Below are 15,512 nucleotides of genomic sequence, written 5' to 3'. Positions count from 1 at the left end.
GATAAAGAAAGGAAAGGGCTGTTTTATGGATAAAAAAGAATTATTTGACGCGCTAGATGATTTTTCCCAACAGTTATTGGTAACCTTGGCCGATGTGGAAGCCATCAAGAAAAATCTCAAGAGTCTGGTAGAGGAAAATACAGCTCTTCGCTTGGAAAATAGTAAGTTGCGAGAACGCTTGGGTGAGGTGGAAGCAGATGCTCCCGTCAAGGCCAAGCATGTTCGCGAAAGTGTTCGTCGTATTTACCGTGATGGATTTCACGTATGTAATGATTTTTATGGACAACGTCGAGAGCAGGACGAGGAATGTATGTTCTGTGACGAGTTGTTATACAGGGAGTAGGCATGCAGATTCAAAAAAGTTTTAAGGGGCAGTCTCCCTACGGCAAGCTGTACCTAGTGGCAACGCCGATTGGAAATCTAGATGATATGACCTTTCGAGCTATTCAGACCTTGAAAGAAGTGGACTGGATTGCTGCTGAGGACACGCGCAATACAGGTCTATTGCTCAAGCATTTTGACATTTCTACCAAGCAGATTAGTTTTCATGAGCACAATGCCAAGGAAAAGATTCCTGATTTGATTGGTTTCCTGAAAGCAGGGCAAAGTATTGCTCAGGTATCCGACGCGGGTCTGCCTAGCATCTCAGACCCTGGTCATGATTTGGTTAAGGCAGCCATTGAGGAAGAAATTGCGGTTGTCACTGTTCCAGGTGCCTCTGCAGGAATTTCTGCCTTGATCGCTAGTGGTTTAGCGCCACAGCCACATATCTTTTACGGCTTTTTACCGAGAAAATCAGGCCAGCAAAAGCAATTTTTCGACTCGAAAAAAGACTATCCTGAAACTCAGATTTTCTATGAATCGCCCCATCGTGTGGCAGATACGTTAGAAAATATGCTAGCAGTTTATGGCGACCGCTTGGTGGTCTTGGTTAGAGAATTGACCAAAATCTATGAAGAATACCAAAGAGGTACAATTTCTGAATTGCTGGAAAGCATCGCTGAAACGCCACTTAAGGGAGAATGTCTTCTTATCGTTGAAGGTGCCAGTCAGGATGTAGAAGAAAAAGACGAGGAAGACTTGTTCTTAGAAATCCAAACTCGTATCCAGCAAGGCATGAAGAAAAATCAAGCTATCAAGGAAGTCGCTAAGATTTACCAGTGGAATAAAAGCCAGCTATACGCTGCCTACCACGATTGGGAAGAAAATCAAGAAAATGACTAAACAGGGAAGTTTGCCTTCTTCCCTTTTTTTGTTATACTAGTAGAAGAAAAAATTAGAAAGATTTGTGGGAGTGAAAAAGTCTGGGGGACTTTTTCAGCCTGAGCCAAGAAACTCGAAAGCGAAGTAAGTCCTGTGGACTTTTTCAGCCTGAGCCAAGAAATTCGTAAACTCTTAAGTTTGATTGGCTTTTTCAATGTGAACCTTGTCTTCACACTCCCAAAGAGGTATTAGTGTCGTGTCTCAATCTTATATCAATGTTATCGGTGCTGGTTTGGCAGGTTCTGAAGCAGCCTACCAAATCGCAGAACGTGGTATTCCAGTTAAACTTTATGAAATGCGTGGTGTCAAGTCAACACCTCAACACAAAACAGACAATTTTGCTGAGTTGGTTTGTTCCAATTCTCTACGTGGAGATGCTTTGACAAATGCAGTGGGGCTTCTCAAGGAAGAAATGCGTCGCTTGGGTTCTGTTATCTTGGAATCTGCTGAAGTAACCCGTGTTCCTGCAGGTGGAGCTCTTGCAGTGGACCGTGAAGGTTTCTCCCAAATGGTAACCGAAAAAGTTGCCAACCACCCCTTGATTGAAGTGGTTCGTGATGAAATTACAGAATTGCCGACAGATGTTATTACGGTTGTCGCTACTGGCCCTTTGACCAGCGATGCTCTGGCTGAAAAGATTCATGCTCTTAATGACGGCGATGGTTTCTATTTCTACGATGCGGCAGCGCCTATTATCGACGTCAATACCATCGATATGAGCAAGGTCTATCTCAAGTCTCGTTATGATAAGGGAGAAGCGGCCTACCTCAATGCCCCTATGACCAAGCAAGAATTTATGGATTTCCATGAAGCTTTGGTCAATGCAGAAGAAGCACCGCTCAATTCTTTTGAAAAAGAAAAGTACTTTGAAGGTTGTATGCCTATTGAAGTCATGGCCAAACGAGGCATTAAAACTATGCTTTATGGTCCTATGAAACCAGTCGGTTTGGAGTATCCAGATGACTACACAGGACCTCGTGATGGAGAATTCAAAACACCTTATGCGGTGGTTCAGCTTCGTCAGGACAATGCTGCTGGTAGTCTCTATAATATCGTTGGTTTCCAGACCCACCTCAAATGGGGAGAACAAAAGCGTGTTTTCCAAATGATTCCAGGACTTGAGAATGCGGAGTTTGTTCGTTATGGTGTTATGCACCGCAATTCTTACATGGATTCACCAAATCTTCTTGAACAGACTTACCGTTCTAAGAAACAACCCAATCTCTTCTTTGCTGGTCAGATGACGGGTGTGGAAGGCTATGTTGAATCAGCGGCATCAGGTTTAGTAGCTGGCATTAACGCGGCTCGTCTCTTCAAGGGAGAAAGCGAGGCTATTTTCCCAGAAACAACAGCGATTGGAAGTCTTGCTCATTACATCACCCATGCAGACAGCAAGCATTTCCAACCAATGAATGTCAATTTTGGAATCATCAAGGAGTTGGAAGGCGAGCGTATCCGTGATAAGAAGGCTCGTTATGAAAAAATTGCAGAGCGTGCCCTTAGCGACTTAGAGGAATTTTTAATGGTCTAATTTTTTTGAAAGAATTGCTCATGATACTATAAATATCTTAGAAATTGTGATAAAATAGGTAGGATAAAAGAAGGAGAGTGAAAATGTCGAATCCCAAGTATAAACGTATTTTAATCAAGTTATCAGGTGAAGCCCTTGCCGGTGAACGAGGCGTAGGGATTGATATCCAAACAGTTCAAACAATCGCAAAAGAGATTCAAGAAGTTCATAGCTTAGGTATCGAAATTGCCCTTGTTATTGGTGGAGGAAATCTCTGGCGTGGTGAACCTGCTGCAGAAGCAGGAATGGACCGAGTTCAGGCAGATTACACAGGAATGCTTGGGACTGTTATGAATGCTCTTGTGATGGCAGATTCATTGCAACAAGTTGGGGTTGATACGCGTGTGCAAACTGCTATTGCTATGCAACAAGTGGCAGAGCCTTATGTCCGTGGACGTGCCCTTCGTCACCTTGAAAAAGGCCGTATCGTTATCTTTGGTGCCGGAATTGGTTCACCATACTTCTCAACAGATACAACAGCGGCCCTTCGTGCAGCTGAAATCGAAGCGGATGCTATCCTTATGGCTAAAAATGGAGTAGATGGTGTTTACAATGCCGATCCTAAGAAGGACAAGACAGCTGTTAAATTCGAAGAATTGACCCACCGTGATGTTATCAATAAAGGTCTTCGTATCATGGACTCAACAGCTTCAACCCTCTCTATGGACAACGACATTGACTTGGTTGTCTTCAACATGAACCAACCAGGAAACATCAAACGTGTCGTTTTTGGAGAAAATATCGGAACAACAGTTTCAAATAATATTGAAGAAAAGGAATAAGAAAGATTATGGCTAACGCAATTATTGAAAAAGCTAAAGAGAGAATGACCCAGTCTCACCAATCACTTGCTCGTGAATTTGGTGGTATCCGTGCAGGCCGTGCCAATGCAAGTTTGCTTGACCGTGTACATGTAGAATACTATGGAGTAGAAACTCCTCTTAACCAAATCGCTTCAATTACGATTCCAGAAGCGCGTGTTTTGTTGGTAACACCATTTGACAAGTCTTCATTGAAAGACATCGAACGTGCCTTGAATGCCTCTGATCTTGGTATCACACCAGCTAACGACGGTTCTGTGATCCGCTTGGTGATTCCAGCTCTTACAGAAGAAACTCGTCGTGACCTTGCTAAAGAAGTGAAGAAGGTTGGTGAGAATGCTAAAGTGGCTGTCCGCAATATCCGTCGTGATGCTATGGATGAAGCTAAGAAACAAGAAAAAGCAAAAGAAATCACTGAAGACGAATTGAAGACTCTTGAAAAAGATATTCAAAAAGTAACAGACGATGCTGTTAAACACATCGACGACATGACTGCTAACAAAGAGAAAGAACTTTTGGAAGTCTAAAAATAAACAGAAAAACTCAGTTGGCATTGCTGGCTGAGTTTTATTCGAAAGAAGGAAATATGAATACAAATCTTGCAAGTTTTATTGTTGGACTCATCATCGATGAAAATGACCGTTTTTACTTTGTGCAAAAGGATGGTCAAACCTATGCTCTTGCTAAGGAAGAAGGTCAGCATACAGTAGGGGATACGGTCAAAGGTTTTGCCTACACGGATATGAAGCAAAAACTCCGCCTGACAACCATAGAAGTGACTGCCACTCAGGACCAATTTGGTTGGGGAACTGTAACGGAAGTTCGTAAAGACTTGGGTGTCTTTGTGGATACAGGCCTTCCTGACAAGGAAATCGTTGTGTCACTCGATATCCTCCCTGAGCTTAAGGAACTTTGGCCTAAGAAGGGAGATCAACTCTACATCCGTCTTGAAGTGGACAAGAAAGACCGTATCTGGGGCCTCTTGGCTTATCAAGAAGACTTCCAACGTTTGGCTCGTCCTGCCTACAACAACATGCAGAACCAAAATTGGCCAGCCATTGTATATCGCCTCAAGTTGTCAGGAACTTTTGTTTACCTACCAGAAAATAACATGCTTGGCTTTATCCATCCTAGCGAGCGCTACGCAGAGCCACGTTTGGGGCAAGTTTTAGATGCGCGTGTCATTGGTTTCCGCGAAGTAGACCGTACCTTGAACCTCTCCCTCAAACCACGTTCCTTTGAAATGTTGGAAAATGATGCCCAGATGATTTTGACTTACTTGGAAAGCAATGGTGGTTTTATGACCTTAAATGATAAGTCATCTCCAGACGACATTAAAGCAACCTTTGGCATTTCTAAAGGTCAGTTCAAGAAAGCACTCGGCGGCTTGATGAAGGCTGGTAAAATCAAGCAAGACCAGTTTGGGACAGAGTTGATTTAGGGAGACTTATGAGAAAATCATTTTACACTTGGCTCATGACCGAGCGCAACCCTAAAAGTAATAGTCCCAAAGCTATCTTGGCAGACCTCGCTTTTGAAGAGTCAGCCTTCCCAAAACACACAGATGATTTTGATGAGGTGAGTCGCTTTTTGGAGGAGCATGCCAGTTTCTCTTTTAACCTAGGAGACTTTGACGCTATCTGGCAAGAATACTTAGAACACTAGCATGATTCACTGGGTTTGGGCTAGTAATTTCTCCATCCCTTTGCTATAATAAAAAGAAATAAAAGGATTAGAGAGGTTCTTTATTTGAAGGAACATTCAATTGACATTCAACTGAGTCATCCAGATGACCTGTTTCATCTTTTTGGTTCCAATGAGCGCCATCTTCGTTTGATGGAAGAAGAGCTTGATGTGGTGATCCATGCCCGTACGGAGATTGTGCAGGTTTTGGGTGAAGAGCCTGCCTGTGAGGAAGCCCGTCAGGTTATTCAGGCTTTGATGGTCTTGGTAAATCGTGGAATGACAGTCGGCACACCAGATGTGGTCACTGCGATTAGCATGGTCAAAAATGATGAAATCGACAAGTTTGTCGCCCTTTACGAAGAAGAAATCATCAAGGACAATACAGGGAAGCCTATCCGTGTCAAAACACTGGGTCAAAAACTTTATGTGGACAGTGTCAAACAGCATGACGTGACCTTTGGAATTGGGCCCGCAGGGACAGGGAAGACCTTTCTTGCAGTGACCTTGGCAGTAACTGCCCTTAAACGTGGGCAAGTCAAGCGAATTATCCTGACTCGTCCAGCAGTCGAAGCAGGAGAAAGTCTAGGATTTCTTCCGGGTGATTTAAAGGAAAAGGTGGATCCTTACCTTCGACCTGTTTATGATGCCTTGTATCAGATTCTTGGGAAAGACCAAACAACTCGTCTCATGGAGCGTGAAATTATCGAAATTGCGCCCCTTGCCTACATGCGTGGTCGGACCTTGGATGATGCCTTTGTCATTCTCGATGAGGCACAAAATACGACCATCATGCAGATGAAAATGTTCTTGACTCGTTTAGGCTTTAATTCTAAAATGATTGTCAATGGAGATATCAGTCAGATTGACCTGCCACGTAATGTCAAGTCCGGTTTGATTGATGCCCAGGAGAAACTCAAGAACATTCACCAAATAGACTTTGTTCATTTTTCAGCCAAGGATGTGGTTCGCCATCCAGTTGTCGCTCAGATTATCCGAGCTTATGAACCAGCTCCAGTTAAAAATGAAGGACGTGAAGAAGTCCAAGAAGAAACAGAATAGCAAAAAAGAGCAGTTCAGGTGGAATTGCTCTTTCTTTTATCTGATAATTAGATTTTTATACTAGTTCATCAATTGGAGTATGTTTTTTATCGAGACCTTGGGCTACTGGAAGACTGGTTAAGTAACCTTGATAAGTGGTCACACCTTGACGCAAGCCCTCATCTTCAGAAATTGCTTGTGCGAATCCTTTTTCTGCCAGAGCTTCGATATAAGGAATAGTGACATTTGTAAGGGCAATGGTAGAAGTACGGGCAACAGCACCAGGTATGTTAGCAACGGCGTAGTGAAGTACACCGTGTTTTTCATAGACAGGTTCATCGTGGGTTGTGACACGGTCAGCTGTTTCGATAACACCACCTTGGTCAACGGCAACGTCTACAATGACAGAACCTGGACGCATTTGTTGGACCATCTCATCTGTGACCAGTTTTGGAGCCTTGGCACCAGGGATGAGAACCGCTCCGATAACGACATCAGCATCTCGAACACTTGCTTCGATGTTGAATGAATTGGACATGAGAGTTTGAATTTGGTGACCAAAGACCTCCTCTAAAACGGAGAGACGTTTAGCACTGATATCAAGGATAGTCACTTGTGCTCCCAATCCTAAAGCGATGCGGGCAGCATGTGTACCTACGACACCACCACCGATGATGGTTACTTTTCCTTTTGGAACGCCTGGTACACCGCCAAGTAGGACACCAGAGCCACCAGCTTGTTTGGTCAAGAAGTGAGCTCCGATTTGAACCGCCATACGACCAGCCACCTCACTCATAGGTACGAGGAGTGGTAATTGCCCTTGATCATCACGGACAGTTTCATAAGCGATACTTGTCGTTTTTGCTGCTAACATGGCTTCAGCCAATTCAGGAGCAGCAGCCATGTGCAAGTAGGTGAAGAGGAGTAGGTCGTCGCGTAAGCAGGCATATTCAGAAGTTAATGGTTCTTTTACTTTCACGACCAACTCTGCAGCCCATGCTTCATGAGCAGTAGCGACAATTTCAGCTCCTTGTTTTTTGTAATCTGTATCAGTAAATCCTGAACCAAGACCGGCATTTGTTTCTACAAGGACGCGATGACCGCGACCGACCAAACTATGAACACCAGCAGGTGTGAGGGCAACGCGGTTTTCATTATTTTTAATTTCTTTTGGGATTCCGATTAACATAGAGAAAAACTCCCTTTCTATTGACGGGTTGTAAATGATTTATCACAATTATTTATAAAATAAGGTGATGATTTTATTCTATATGAAACCGCTTTAAAAAGCAAGAAAAACTTGTTGTAACTTCTTTTTTATGCTAGACTGCTAGAAAATATTTTTAAATGGAGGAGAAGTATGGAATCAATCTTTTTAAAACTAGCTCAGTATCCCATAGTCGAGACTGATCGTTTATTGCTTAGACCTGTAACTTTGAATGATACGGAAGCAATGTTTGACTATGCCTCGGACATAGAAAATACACGCTACACTTTTCCAACCAATCAAAGCTTGGAAGAAACCAAGAATAACATTGCTCAGTTCTACTTGGCCAATCCCTTGGGACGCTGGGGAATAGAACTAAAAAGCAATGGCAAATTTATCGGAACCATTGATTTGCACAAGATTGATCCTGTTCTTAAGAAGGCAGCTATTGGTTACATTATCAATAAAAAATATTGGAATCAAGGATTGACGACAGAAGCCAATCGTGCCGTAATTGAGCTAGCTTTTGAGAAGATAGGGATGAATAAGTTGATTGCCCTTCACGATAAGGACAATCCTGCATCTGGAAAGGTTATGGAGAAATCAGGCATGCGTTTTTCACATGCAGAACCATATGCTTGTATGGACCAGCATGAAGAAGGCCGAATCGTTACGAGAGTTCATTATGTCTTGACCAAGGAAGACTATTTTGCAAATAAATAAGCAGTTGAGAAGAATTTTTCAACTGTTTTTTCTTCCTCTTTCGAATAATCTAAGAGAGGAGAAAATATGGAAGCAATTATCGAGAAAATCAAAGAGTATAAAATCATTGTCATCTGTACTGGTCTAGGCTTGCTTGTAGGAGGATTTTTCCTGCTAAAGCCAGCTCCACCAACACCTGTCAAGGAAACGAATTTACAGGCAGAAGTTGCAGCGGTTTCCAAGGATTCATTATCTGAAAAGGAAGTGAAGAAGGAAGAAAAGGAAGAAGCGGTTGAACAAGATTTAATCACAGTAGATGTGAAGGGGGCTGTTAAATCACCAGGTATTTATGACTTACCGGTAGGTAGTCGGGTCAATGATGCTGTGCAGAAAGCAGGTGGCTTGACAGAGCAAGCAGATAGCAAGTCGCTCAATCTAGCTCAGAAAGTTAGTGATGAGGCTCTGGTTTACGTTCCATCTAAGGGAGAAGAATCAGCTAGTCAGCAGGCAGGTTCTGGGACAGCTTCTTCGACTAGCAAGGAAAAGAAGGTCAATCTCAACAAAGCCAGTCTGGAAGAACTCAAGCAAGTCAAGGGACTGGGAGGAAAACGATCTCAGGACATTATCGACCATCGTGAGGCAAATGGCAAGTTCAAGTCAGTAGACGAGCTCAAGAAGGTCTCTGGCATTGGTGACAAAACAATAGAAAAGCTAAAAGACTATGTTACAGTGGATTAAGAAGTTCCCCATTCCCCTAATTTACCTGAGTTTTCTATTGCTATGGCTTTACTACGCCATTTTCTCATTATCTTATCTCGCCCTGCTAGGTTTTGTTTTTCTGCTAGTCTGTCTCTTTATTCAATTTCCGTGGGAATCTGCAGGCAAAGTTCTAGTGATTTGTGGAGTCTTTGGATTCTGGTTTCTGTTTCAAAATTGGCAACAGAGTCAAGCGAGTCAAAATTTGGCGGATTCTGTTGAAAGGGTACGGATTTTGCCTGATACTATTAAGGTTAATGGTGACAGTCTATCCTTTCGTGGCAAGTCTGATGGACGCATTTTTCAAGTCTATTATAAACTCCAGTCCGAGGAGGAGAAAGAACAATTTCAAGCTTTAACAGCCCTTCATGATTTGGAACTTGAAGGAAAACTATCAGAGCCAGAAGGGCAGAGAAATTTTGGTGGCTTTGACTACCAGGCTTATCTGAAGACTCAGGGAATTTTCCAGACTCTCAATATCAAAAAAATACAGTCCCTTAAACAGGTTAGCAGTTGGGATATAGGAGAAAATCTATCCAGTTTACGCCGAAAGGCTGTGGTTTGGATTAAGACGCACTTTCCAGACCCTATGCGTAACTATATGACGGGTCTCTTACTGGGACATCTGGATACAGACTTTGAGGAGATGAACGGGCTTTATTCTAGTTTAGGAATTATCCACCTATTTGCCTTATCAGGCATGCAGGTAGGTTTTTTCATGGATGGTTTTAAGAAACTTCTCTTACGATTGGGCTTGACTCAAGAAAAGTTGAAATGGCTGACTTATCCCTTTTCCATTATCTATGCAGGTATGACAGGATTTTCAGCTTCGGTCATTCGCAGTCTCTTGCAAAAGTTACTGGCTCAACATGGTGTTAAGGGCTTGGATAATTTTGCCTTGACTGTGCTTGTACTCTTTATTATCATGCCCAACTTTTTCCTGACTGCAGGAGGAGTTTTGTCATGTGCTTATGCTTTTATCTTGACAATGACTAGCAAAGAAGAGGAGGGGCTTAAGGCTATTGCCAGAGAAAGTCTGGTTATTTCTTTGGGAATATTACCCATTCTATCCTTTTATTTTGCGGAATTTCAACCTTGGTCCATCCTCTTGACCTTTGTCTTTTCCTTTCTTTTTGACTTGGTCTTCTTACCGCTCTTGTCTATCTTATTTGCCCTTTCCTTTCTCTATCCAGTTATTCAGCTGAACTTTATCTTTGAATGGTTGGAGGGCATTATTCGCTTGGTATCACAGGTGGCAAGTAGACCTCTGGTCTTTGGACAACCCAATGCATGGATTTTAATCTTATTGTTAATTTCCTTGGCTTTGGTCTATGATTTGAGGAAAAACATTAAAAGGCTAGCAGTGTTGAGCTTATTGATTACAGGTCTCTTTTTCTTGACCAAGTATCCACTGGAAAATGAAATCACCATGCTGGATGTGGGGCAAGGGGAAAGTATTTTCCTACGGGATATAACTGGTAAAACCATTCTCATAGATGTCGGTGGCAAGGCAGAATCTAGCAAGAAAATCGAAAAATGGCAAGAAAAGGCGACGACCAGCAATGCCCAGCGAACCTTGATACCCTATCTAAAAAGTCGAGGAGTGGCCAAGATTGACCAGCTGATTTTGACCAATACAGACAGGGAGCATGTTGGAGATTTGTTGGAGGTGAGCAAGGCATTCCATATAGGGGAGATCTTAGTATCAAAAGGAAGTCTGAAACAGAAGGAATTTGTGGCAGAACTACAGGCGACTCAAACCAAGGTGCGTAGTGTGACAATGGGAGAGAATTTGCCAATTTTCGGAAGTCAGTTAGAAGTCCTATCTCCAAGGAAAATTGGAGACGGAGGTCATGAAGATTCCCTGGTTTTGTATGGAAAACTATTAGATAAAAACTTCCTTTTCACTGGAAATTTGGAGGAGAAAGGAGAGAAGGACTTGCTGAAGCAATATCCTGACTTAGAGGTGGATGTCTTGAAAGCAAGCCAACATGGCTCTAAAACCTCATCAAGTTTAGCCTTTCTAGAAACACTCAAACCAGAGTTTACTCTCATTTCAGTTGGAAAGAACAATCGAACAAAACTCCCCTATCAGGAAACCTTGACCCGACTGGAAACGATCAATAGCAAAGTTTACCGAACTGACCAGCAAGGAGCTATACGCTTTAAAGGTTGGAATAGTTGGAAAATCGAAAGCGTTCGATAGGAAGGACAAATATTATATATTAGTAAAATAAACTAAAAATCTGTTGCATAATAATGATAAAAACGATATAATGAAAGCGTCTTCAACATTAATGATATAAAACCATTAAAAATTAGTAAAAACCATTTAATTAGTTAGTTTATGATCTATTGGTCTTTTTTAGTCCAGTGTATCTGCTTTGACAGTCACTAAAAGTTATAGGTATTATTGGAATATCTACTATAAGTCTAGTATGAATTGCCAGAGATATAACTATATTAATCCCCTGTTATGGTATCGTTATGACAGCTATTCTGAATATAAAATTGGTCCTGGTTGGAATTACAATCGTTATGAGGTACTAAACTACTACAGCGGAGGCTATTAATCCAAAAAGGAGGGCTAGATATGTTGCAGCTTACTCATGTGACCTTAAAAACGCGACAAGTCATCTTACAAGATGTTGATTTTACATTTGAAAAGGGTAGGATTTATGGTATTCTTGCTATCAATGGCTCTGGAAAGACGACTCTGTTCCGTGCCATTAGCAATTTAATTTCTATAACTAGTGGAAATATCGCAGCCCCTCCTTCTTTATTTTATTATGAAAGCGTTGAATGGCTGGATGGAAACTTAAGTGGGATGGACTACCTTCGTCTTATCAAAAACATCTGGAAGTCAGGGCTGAACTTGGGGGATGAAATTGATTACTGGGAAATGTCTGACTATATCAGCCTTCCCATTCGCAAGTATTCCTTAGGCATGAAGCAACGCTTGGTGATTGCCATGTATTTCCTCAGTCAGGCAAAATGCTGGCTCATGGATGAGATTACAAATGGCTTAGATGAGTATTATCGACAGAAGTTTTTTGATAGGCTAGCACAAATCGATAGACAAGAACAGCTGGTTCTTTTAAGTTCCCACTATAAGGAAGAGTTGCTTGATGTCTGCGATAGAGTAGTAACCATTCATCAGGGGCAAATAGAAGAGGTTTAGTTTATGAAAGATGTTAGTCTATTTTTATTAAAAAAAGTTTTCAAAAGTCGCTTAAACTGGATTATCTTAGCTTTATTTGTATCTGGACTCGGTGTTACCTTTTATTTTAATAGTCAGACTGCAAACTCCGTCAGCTTGGAGAGCGAGTTGGAAACCCGTCTTGTAAAAGATGAGAGAATCATCAATAAATATGAAGAGAAACTCTCCCAAATGTCTGATACCAGCTCGGAGGAATACCAGACTGCTAAAATTAATTTAGAATCGCAAAAAAATCTTTTGACGCAAAAGAAAGAAATTCTGGCTTTGTTAAAAGAAGGGCGCTGGAAAGAAGCCTACTATTTGCAGTGGCAAGATGTAGAGAAGAGTTATGAAATTTTATCAAAGGAACCGACTGCTAGTTCTGACTTAAAAATGGCGGTTGACCGCGAACGAAAGACTTACCAAGCCCTATATCCCTTGAACATAAAAGCGCACAATTTAGTTTATCCGACCTACGGGATTGATCAGATTGTCTGGATTTTAGAGGCTATCATCCCAACCTTGTTTGTGATTGCTATTATTTTTATGCTAACGCAACTATTTGCAGAAAGATATCAAAATCATCTGGATACAGCTCACTTATATCCTTTTTCAAAAGTGGCATTTGCCATGTCCTCCCTTGGAGTTGGAGTGGGCTATGTAACTGTGCTGTTTATCGGAATCAGCGGATTTTCTTTTCTAGTGGGAAGTCTGATAAGTGGTTTTGGACAGTTAGATTATCCCTACCCGATTTATAGCTTAGTGAATCAAGAGGTAACTATTGGAAAGATACAAGATGTGTTATTTCCTGGCTTGTTCTTAGCTTTCTTAGCCTTTATCGTCATTGTGGAAGTTGTGTATTTGATTACTTACTTTTTCAAGCAAAAAATGCCTGTCCTCTTTCTGTCACTTATTGGAATTGTTGGCTTATTGTTTAGCATCCAAACAATTCAGCCTCTTCAAAGGATTGCACATCTGATTCCCTTTACTTACTTGCGTTCAGTGGAGATTTTGTCTGGAAGATTACCTAAGCAGATTGATAATGTCAATCTGAATTGGAGCATGGGGCTAGTCTTACTTCCTTGCCTGATTATCCTTTTGTTAGTGGTGATTCTATTTATAGAAAGATGGGGAAGTTCACGTAAAAAGGAAGTTTTTAATAGGTCTTAGCATTCCTATAGGGAAGCTAAGGAAAAACTAACATAGGGAGAGAATCAATATGGTTCTCTCTTTTTGATGAGGAAACCAAGTCAAAATACAAACAGAAACTTTTCAAAAAAATAACTTTTTATCTTGACAAGGGCTAGAAAACTTGGTATCATATAAAAGTTGAGAAAAGCAGAAGTGAGAGCTTCTCGCCTTGTGACATTAAGTTGCCTGGCCCTACGGATGAAAAGTTTCTAAGAAACGCTATCATAACGTGCGGGCTTGTATATTTACGAGTCCGCTATTGTTTTTCTCTAATAAAACAAAAGAGGTGAAAACCATAGCAAAGCAAGACTTATTCATCAATGATGAGATTCGTGTACGTGAAGTTCGCTTGATTGGTCTTGAAGGAGAACAGCTAGGCATCAAGCCACTCAGTGAAGCGCAAGCTTTGGCTGATAACGCTAATGTTGACCTAGTATTGATTCAACCCCAAGCCAAACCGCCTGTTGCAAAAATTATGGACTACGGTAAGTTCAAATTTGAGTACCAGAAGAAGCAAAAAGAACAACGTAAAAAACAAAGTGTTGTTACTGTGAAAGAAGTTCGTCTAAGTCCAACTATTGACAAGGGTGACTTTGATACAAAACTTCGCAATGCACGCAAATTCCTTGAAAAAGGAAATAAAGTTAAGGTATCTATTCGCTTTAAGGGTCGTATGATTACCCATAAAGAGATTGGTGCAAAAGTTTTAGCCGAGTTTGCTGAAGCAACTCAAGATATTGCCATCATCGAACAACGTGCTAAAATGGATGGACGTCAAATGTTCATGCAATTGGCGCCAGCGACTGACAAAAAATAATTGTCAGAAAGTTAAATAAAGGAGAAAAAATCATGCCAAAACAAAAAACACACCGCGCATCAGCTAAACGTTTCAAACGTACAGGTTCTGGTGGACTTAAACGTTTCCGTGCTTACACTTCTCACCGTTTCCACGGAAAAACTAAGAAACAACGTCGTCATCTTCGTAAAGCATCTATGGTGCATTCAGGAGATTACAAACGTATCAAAGCAATGCTTACTCGCTTGAAATAATAGCTTGACTGTAAGTAAACAATTCTAGGAAATATTTGGAGGAAATAAAACATGGCACGTGTTAAAGGTGGCGTTGTATCACGCAAACGTCGTAAACGTATTCTTAAATTAGCAAAAGGTTACTATGGAGCTAAACACATCTTGTTCCGTACTGCAAAAGAACAAGTAATGAACTCTTACTACTATGCATACCGTGACCGTCGTCAGAAAAAACGTGACTTCCGCAAATTGTGGATCACTCGTATCAACGCGGCAGCTCGTATGAACGGACTTTCATACTCACAATTGATGCATGGTTTGAAATTGGCTGAGATCGAAGTTAACCGTAAAATGCTTGCTGACTTGGCTGTTAACGATGCAGCAGCTTTCACAGCTCTTGCAGATGCAGCTAAAGCAAAACTTGGTAAATAATAACAGATAAGACTGGAACAGGATTGTCCCAGTCTTTTTAAAAATAAAGGAGAAAAATATGGCTTCAAAAATGCTACACACTTGCTTGCGAGTAGAAAACCTTGAAAAATCAATCGCATTTTATCAAGATGCTTTTGGATTTAAAGAATTGCGTCGCAGAGATTTTCCAGATCATGCCTTCACGATTGTTTATCTAGGTCTTGAGGGTGACGACTATGAGTTGGAATTGACTTATAACTACGATCACGGTCCTTATGTGGTTGGAGATGGGTTTGCCCACATCGCCCTCAGTACACCTGATCTTGAAGCTCTTCATCAAGAGCACAGTGCAAAAGGCTATGAAGTGACTCAGCCAAATGGTCTACCTGGAACTGCACCTAACTATTACTTTGTCAAAGACCCTGATGGCTACAAGGTTGAAGTCATTCGTGAAAAATAATCTCGTGAGGTCAAGTAGAATGTTCGTTTTCTACTTGACTTTTTTTAGCTGAAAGAGTATACTAATAAAAATTTAACCTTTAAGGGGAGTCCAGAGAGACTCACAAGGTGTCAGATAAAAGAATAGTACAATTTTCTAGAGGAGACTTTTTGAGTGTGCTCTATTGTTTTGTATGATTT

19 protein-coding genes and 1 other annotated feature are annotated in these 15,512 nt (G+C 41.3%); of the genes, 18 read left to right on the top strand and 1 reads right to left on the bottom strand.

Annotation, left to right across the window (positions count from 1 at the left end; all coding sequences use genetic code 11):
* The first annotated feature begins 25 nt into the window (after positions 1-25).
* From yabA to HMPREF2701_RS08365, 8 genes are all read left to right on the top strand, one after another.
* Entirely contained in the window at positions 26-343 is a 318-nt protein-coding gene (gene yabA, locus HMPREF2701_RS08400) for a DNA replication initiation control protein YabA (RefSeq protein ID WP_000358228.1), read from the top strand.
* 2 nt (positions 344-345) lie between these two features.
* On the top strand, positions 346-1,224 hold the full coding sequence (gene rsmI, locus HMPREF2701_RS08395) for a 16S rRNA (cytidine(1402)-2'-O)-methyltransferase (RefSeq protein WP_061589952.1): 879 nt from the start codon (positions 346-348) through the stop codon (positions 1,222-1,224).
* Positions 1,225-1,459: 235 nt separating this feature from the next.
* Entirely contained in the window at positions 1,460-2,794 is a 1,335-nt protein-coding gene (gene trmFO / locus HMPREF2701_RS08390) for a methylenetetrahydrofolate--tRNA-(uracil(54)-C(5))-methyltransferase (FADH(2)-oxidizing) TrmFO (protein ID WP_070482748.1), read from the top strand.
* Positions 2,795-2,877: 83 nt separating this feature from the next.
* Positions 2,878-3,615, top strand: a complete 738-nt coding sequence (pyrH, locus tag HMPREF2701_RS08385) for a UMP kinase (protein ID WP_000070192.1) — start codon at positions 2,878-2,880, stop codon at positions 3,613-3,615.
* A gap of 8 nt (positions 3,616-3,623) precedes the next feature.
* The gene (frr, locus tag HMPREF2701_RS08380; RefSeq protein WP_001262225.1) at positions 3,624-4,181 is read left to right on the top strand and encodes a ribosome recycling factor; all 558 of its coding nucleotides are present in this window, start codon (positions 3,624-3,626) and stop codon (positions 4,179-4,181) included.
* A 59-nt stretch (positions 4,182-4,240) separates the two neighbouring features.
* Positions 4,241-5,095 (top strand): RNA-binding virulence regulatory protein CvfB, encoded by an 855-nt coding sequence (cvfB, locus tag HMPREF2701_RS08375; protein ID WP_001095435.1) that lies wholly within the window; start codon positions 4,241-4,243, stop codon positions 5,093-5,095.
* Between the two features lie 8 nt (positions 5,096-5,103).
* Entirely contained in the window at positions 5,104-5,319 is a 216-nt protein-coding gene (locus HMPREF2701_RS08370) for a YozE family protein (protein ID WP_001232084.1), read from the top strand.
* Between the two features lie 84 nt (positions 5,320-5,403).
* Complete coding sequence (locus HMPREF2701_RS08365) at positions 5,404-6,399, top strand: PhoH family protein (protein ID WP_061589948.1); 996 nt, start codon at positions 5,404-5,406, stop codon at positions 6,397-6,399.
* A 55-nt stretch (positions 6,400-6,454) separates the two neighbouring features.
* On the opposite strand, the gene ald is transcribed toward HMPREF2701_RS08365, so the two are convergent.
* On the bottom strand, positions 6,455-7,567 hold the full coding sequence (gene ald / locus HMPREF2701_RS08360) for an alanine dehydrogenase (RefSeq protein ID WP_061589947.1): 1,113 nt from the start codon (positions 7,565-7,567) through the stop codon (positions 6,455-6,457).
* A 171-nt stretch (positions 7,568-7,738) separates the two neighbouring features.
* Between ald and HMPREF2701_RS08355 the strand changes: the two genes are divergently transcribed.
* From HMPREF2701_RS08355 to HMPREF2701_RS08310, 10 genes are all read left to right on the top strand, one after another.
* Positions 7,739-8,308, top strand: a complete 570-nt coding sequence (locus HMPREF2701_RS08355) for a GNAT family N-acetyltransferase (RefSeq protein WP_061589946.1) — start codon at positions 7,739-7,741, stop codon at positions 8,306-8,308.
* A gap of 66 nt (positions 8,309-8,374) precedes the next feature.
* A complete protein-coding gene (locus HMPREF2701_RS08350) occupies positions 8,375-9,025 on the top strand; it encodes a helix-hairpin-helix domain-containing protein (RefSeq protein WP_061589945.1) in 651 nt (216 codons plus the stop codon).
* Complete coding sequence (locus HMPREF2701_RS08345; protein ID WP_061589944.1) at positions 9,009-11,249, top strand: DNA internalization-related competence protein ComEC/Rec2; 2,241 nt, start codon at positions 9,009-9,011, stop codon at positions 11,247-11,249. Before HMPREF2701_RS08350 ends, HMPREF2701_RS08345 begins: the two co-directional genes overlap by 17 nt.
* 178 nt (positions 11,250-11,427) lie before the next feature.
* Positions 11,428-11,616: a hypothetical protein gene (locus tag HMPREF2701_RS11710; protein WP_061589943.1), complete on the top strand. Its 189-nt coding sequence runs from the start codon at positions 11,428-11,430 to the stop codon at positions 11,614-11,616.
* A 20-nt stretch (positions 11,617-11,636) separates the two neighbouring features.
* Positions 11,637-12,224: an ATP-binding cassette domain-containing protein gene (locus tag HMPREF2701_RS08335; RefSeq protein WP_061589942.1), complete on the top strand. Its 588-nt coding sequence runs from the start codon at positions 11,637-11,639 to the stop codon at positions 12,222-12,224.
* A gap of 3 nt (positions 12,225-12,227) precedes the next feature.
* The gene (locus HMPREF2701_RS08330; protein WP_061589941.1) at positions 12,228-13,412 is read left to right on the top strand and encodes a hypothetical protein; all 1,185 of its coding nucleotides are present in this window, start codon (positions 12,228-12,230) and stop codon (positions 13,410-13,412) included.
* 160 nt (positions 13,413-13,572) lie between these two features.
* Positions 13,573-13,704, top strand: a sequence feature (ribosomal protein L20 leader region).
* Between the two features lie 15 nt (positions 13,705-13,719).
* Positions 13,720-14,250 carry a translation initiation factor IF-3 gene (gene infC, locus HMPREF2701_RS08325; protein WP_000848180.1) on the top strand — a complete coding sequence of 177 codons (531 nt, stop codon included), beginning with the start codon at positions 13,720-13,722 and terminating at the stop codon, positions 14,248-14,250.
* A gap of 32 nt (positions 14,251-14,282) precedes the next feature.
* Positions 14,283-14,483: a 50S ribosomal protein L35 gene (rpmI, locus tag HMPREF2701_RS08320; RefSeq protein ID WP_001125943.1), complete on the top strand. Its 201-nt coding sequence runs from the start codon at positions 14,283-14,285 to the stop codon at positions 14,481-14,483.
* A gap of 51 nt (positions 14,484-14,534) precedes the next feature.
* A complete protein-coding gene (gene rplT / locus HMPREF2701_RS08315) occupies positions 14,535-14,894 on the top strand; it encodes a 50S ribosomal protein L20 (protein WP_000124834.1) in 360 nt (119 codons plus the stop codon).
* Between the two features lie 58 nt (positions 14,895-14,952).
* The gene (locus tag HMPREF2701_RS08310; RefSeq protein WP_000157156.1) at positions 14,953-15,333 is read left to right on the top strand and encodes a lactoylglutathione lyase; all 381 of its coding nucleotides are present in this window, start codon (positions 14,953-14,955) and stop codon (positions 15,331-15,333) included.
* Positions 15,334-15,512 lie beyond the last annotated feature (179 nt).

It is taken from the genome of Streptococcus sp. HMSC077D04, assembly GCF_001808785.1.
In the GTDB taxonomy this organism is placed as follows: Bacteria; Bacillota; Bacilli; order Lactobacillales; family Streptococcaceae; genus Streptococcus; species Streptococcus mitis_BX.
Note: the sequence above shows the minus strand (reverse complement) of the source record. Positions and strands in the feature narration are given on the sequence as shown.

What these genes read in the sequence shown, in the direction of transcription:
- yabA (WP_000358228.1), top strand. Translation starts at nt 26, where the DNA reads ATGGATAAAAAAGAATTATTTGACGCGCTAGATGATTTTTCCCAACAG.
- rsmI (WP_061589952.1), top strand. Translation starts at nt 346, where the DNA reads ATGCAGATTCAAAAAAGTTTTAAGGGGCAGTCTCCCTACGGCAAGCTG.
- pyrH (WP_000070192.1), top strand. Translation starts at nt 2,878, where the DNA reads ATGTCGAATCCCAAGTATAAACGTATTTTAATCAAGTTATCAGGTGAA.
- frr (WP_001262225.1), top strand. Translation starts at nt 3,624, where the DNA reads ATGGCTAACGCAATTATTGAAAAAGCTAAAGAGAGAATGACCCAGTCT.
- cvfB (WP_001095435.1), top strand. Translation starts at nt 4,241, where the DNA reads ATGAATACAAATCTTGCAAGTTTTATTGTTGGACTCATCATCGATGAA.
- HMPREF2701_RS08370 (WP_001232084.1), top strand. Translation starts at nt 5,104, where the DNA reads ATGAGAAAATCATTTTACACTTGGCTCATGACCGAGCGCAACCCTAAA.
- ald (WP_061589947.1), bottom strand. Translation starts at nt 7,567, where the DNA reads ATGTTAATCGGAATCCCAAAAGAAATTAAAAATAATGAAAACCGCGTT.
- HMPREF2701_RS08355 (WP_061589946.1), top strand. Translation starts at nt 7,739, where the DNA reads ATGGAATCAATCTTTTTAAAACTAGCTCAGTATCCCATAGTCGAGACT.
- HMPREF2701_RS08350 (WP_061589945.1), top strand. Translation starts at nt 8,375, where the DNA reads ATGGAAGCAATTATCGAGAAAATCAAAGAGTATAAAATCATTGTCATC.
- HMPREF2701_RS08345 (WP_061589944.1), top strand. Translation starts at nt 9,009, where the DNA reads ATGTTACAGTGGATTAAGAAGTTCCCCATTCCCCTAATTTACCTGAGT.
- HMPREF2701_RS08335 (WP_061589942.1), top strand. Translation starts at nt 11,637, where the DNA reads ATGTTGCAGCTTACTCATGTGACCTTAAAAACGCGACAAGTCATCTTA.
- HMPREF2701_RS08330 (WP_061589941.1), top strand. Translation starts at nt 12,228, where the DNA reads ATGAAAGATGTTAGTCTATTTTTATTAAAAAAAGTTTTCAAAAGTCGC.
- rpmI (WP_001125943.1), top strand. Translation starts at nt 14,283, where the DNA reads ATGCCAAAACAAAAAACACACCGCGCATCAGCTAAACGTTTCAAACGT.
- rplT (WP_000124834.1), top strand. Translation starts at nt 14,535, where the DNA reads ATGGCACGTGTTAAAGGTGGCGTTGTATCACGCAAACGTCGTAAACGT.
- HMPREF2701_RS08310 (WP_000157156.1), top strand. Translation starts at nt 14,953, where the DNA reads ATGGCTTCAAAAATGCTACACACTTGCTTGCGAGTAGAAAACCTTGAA.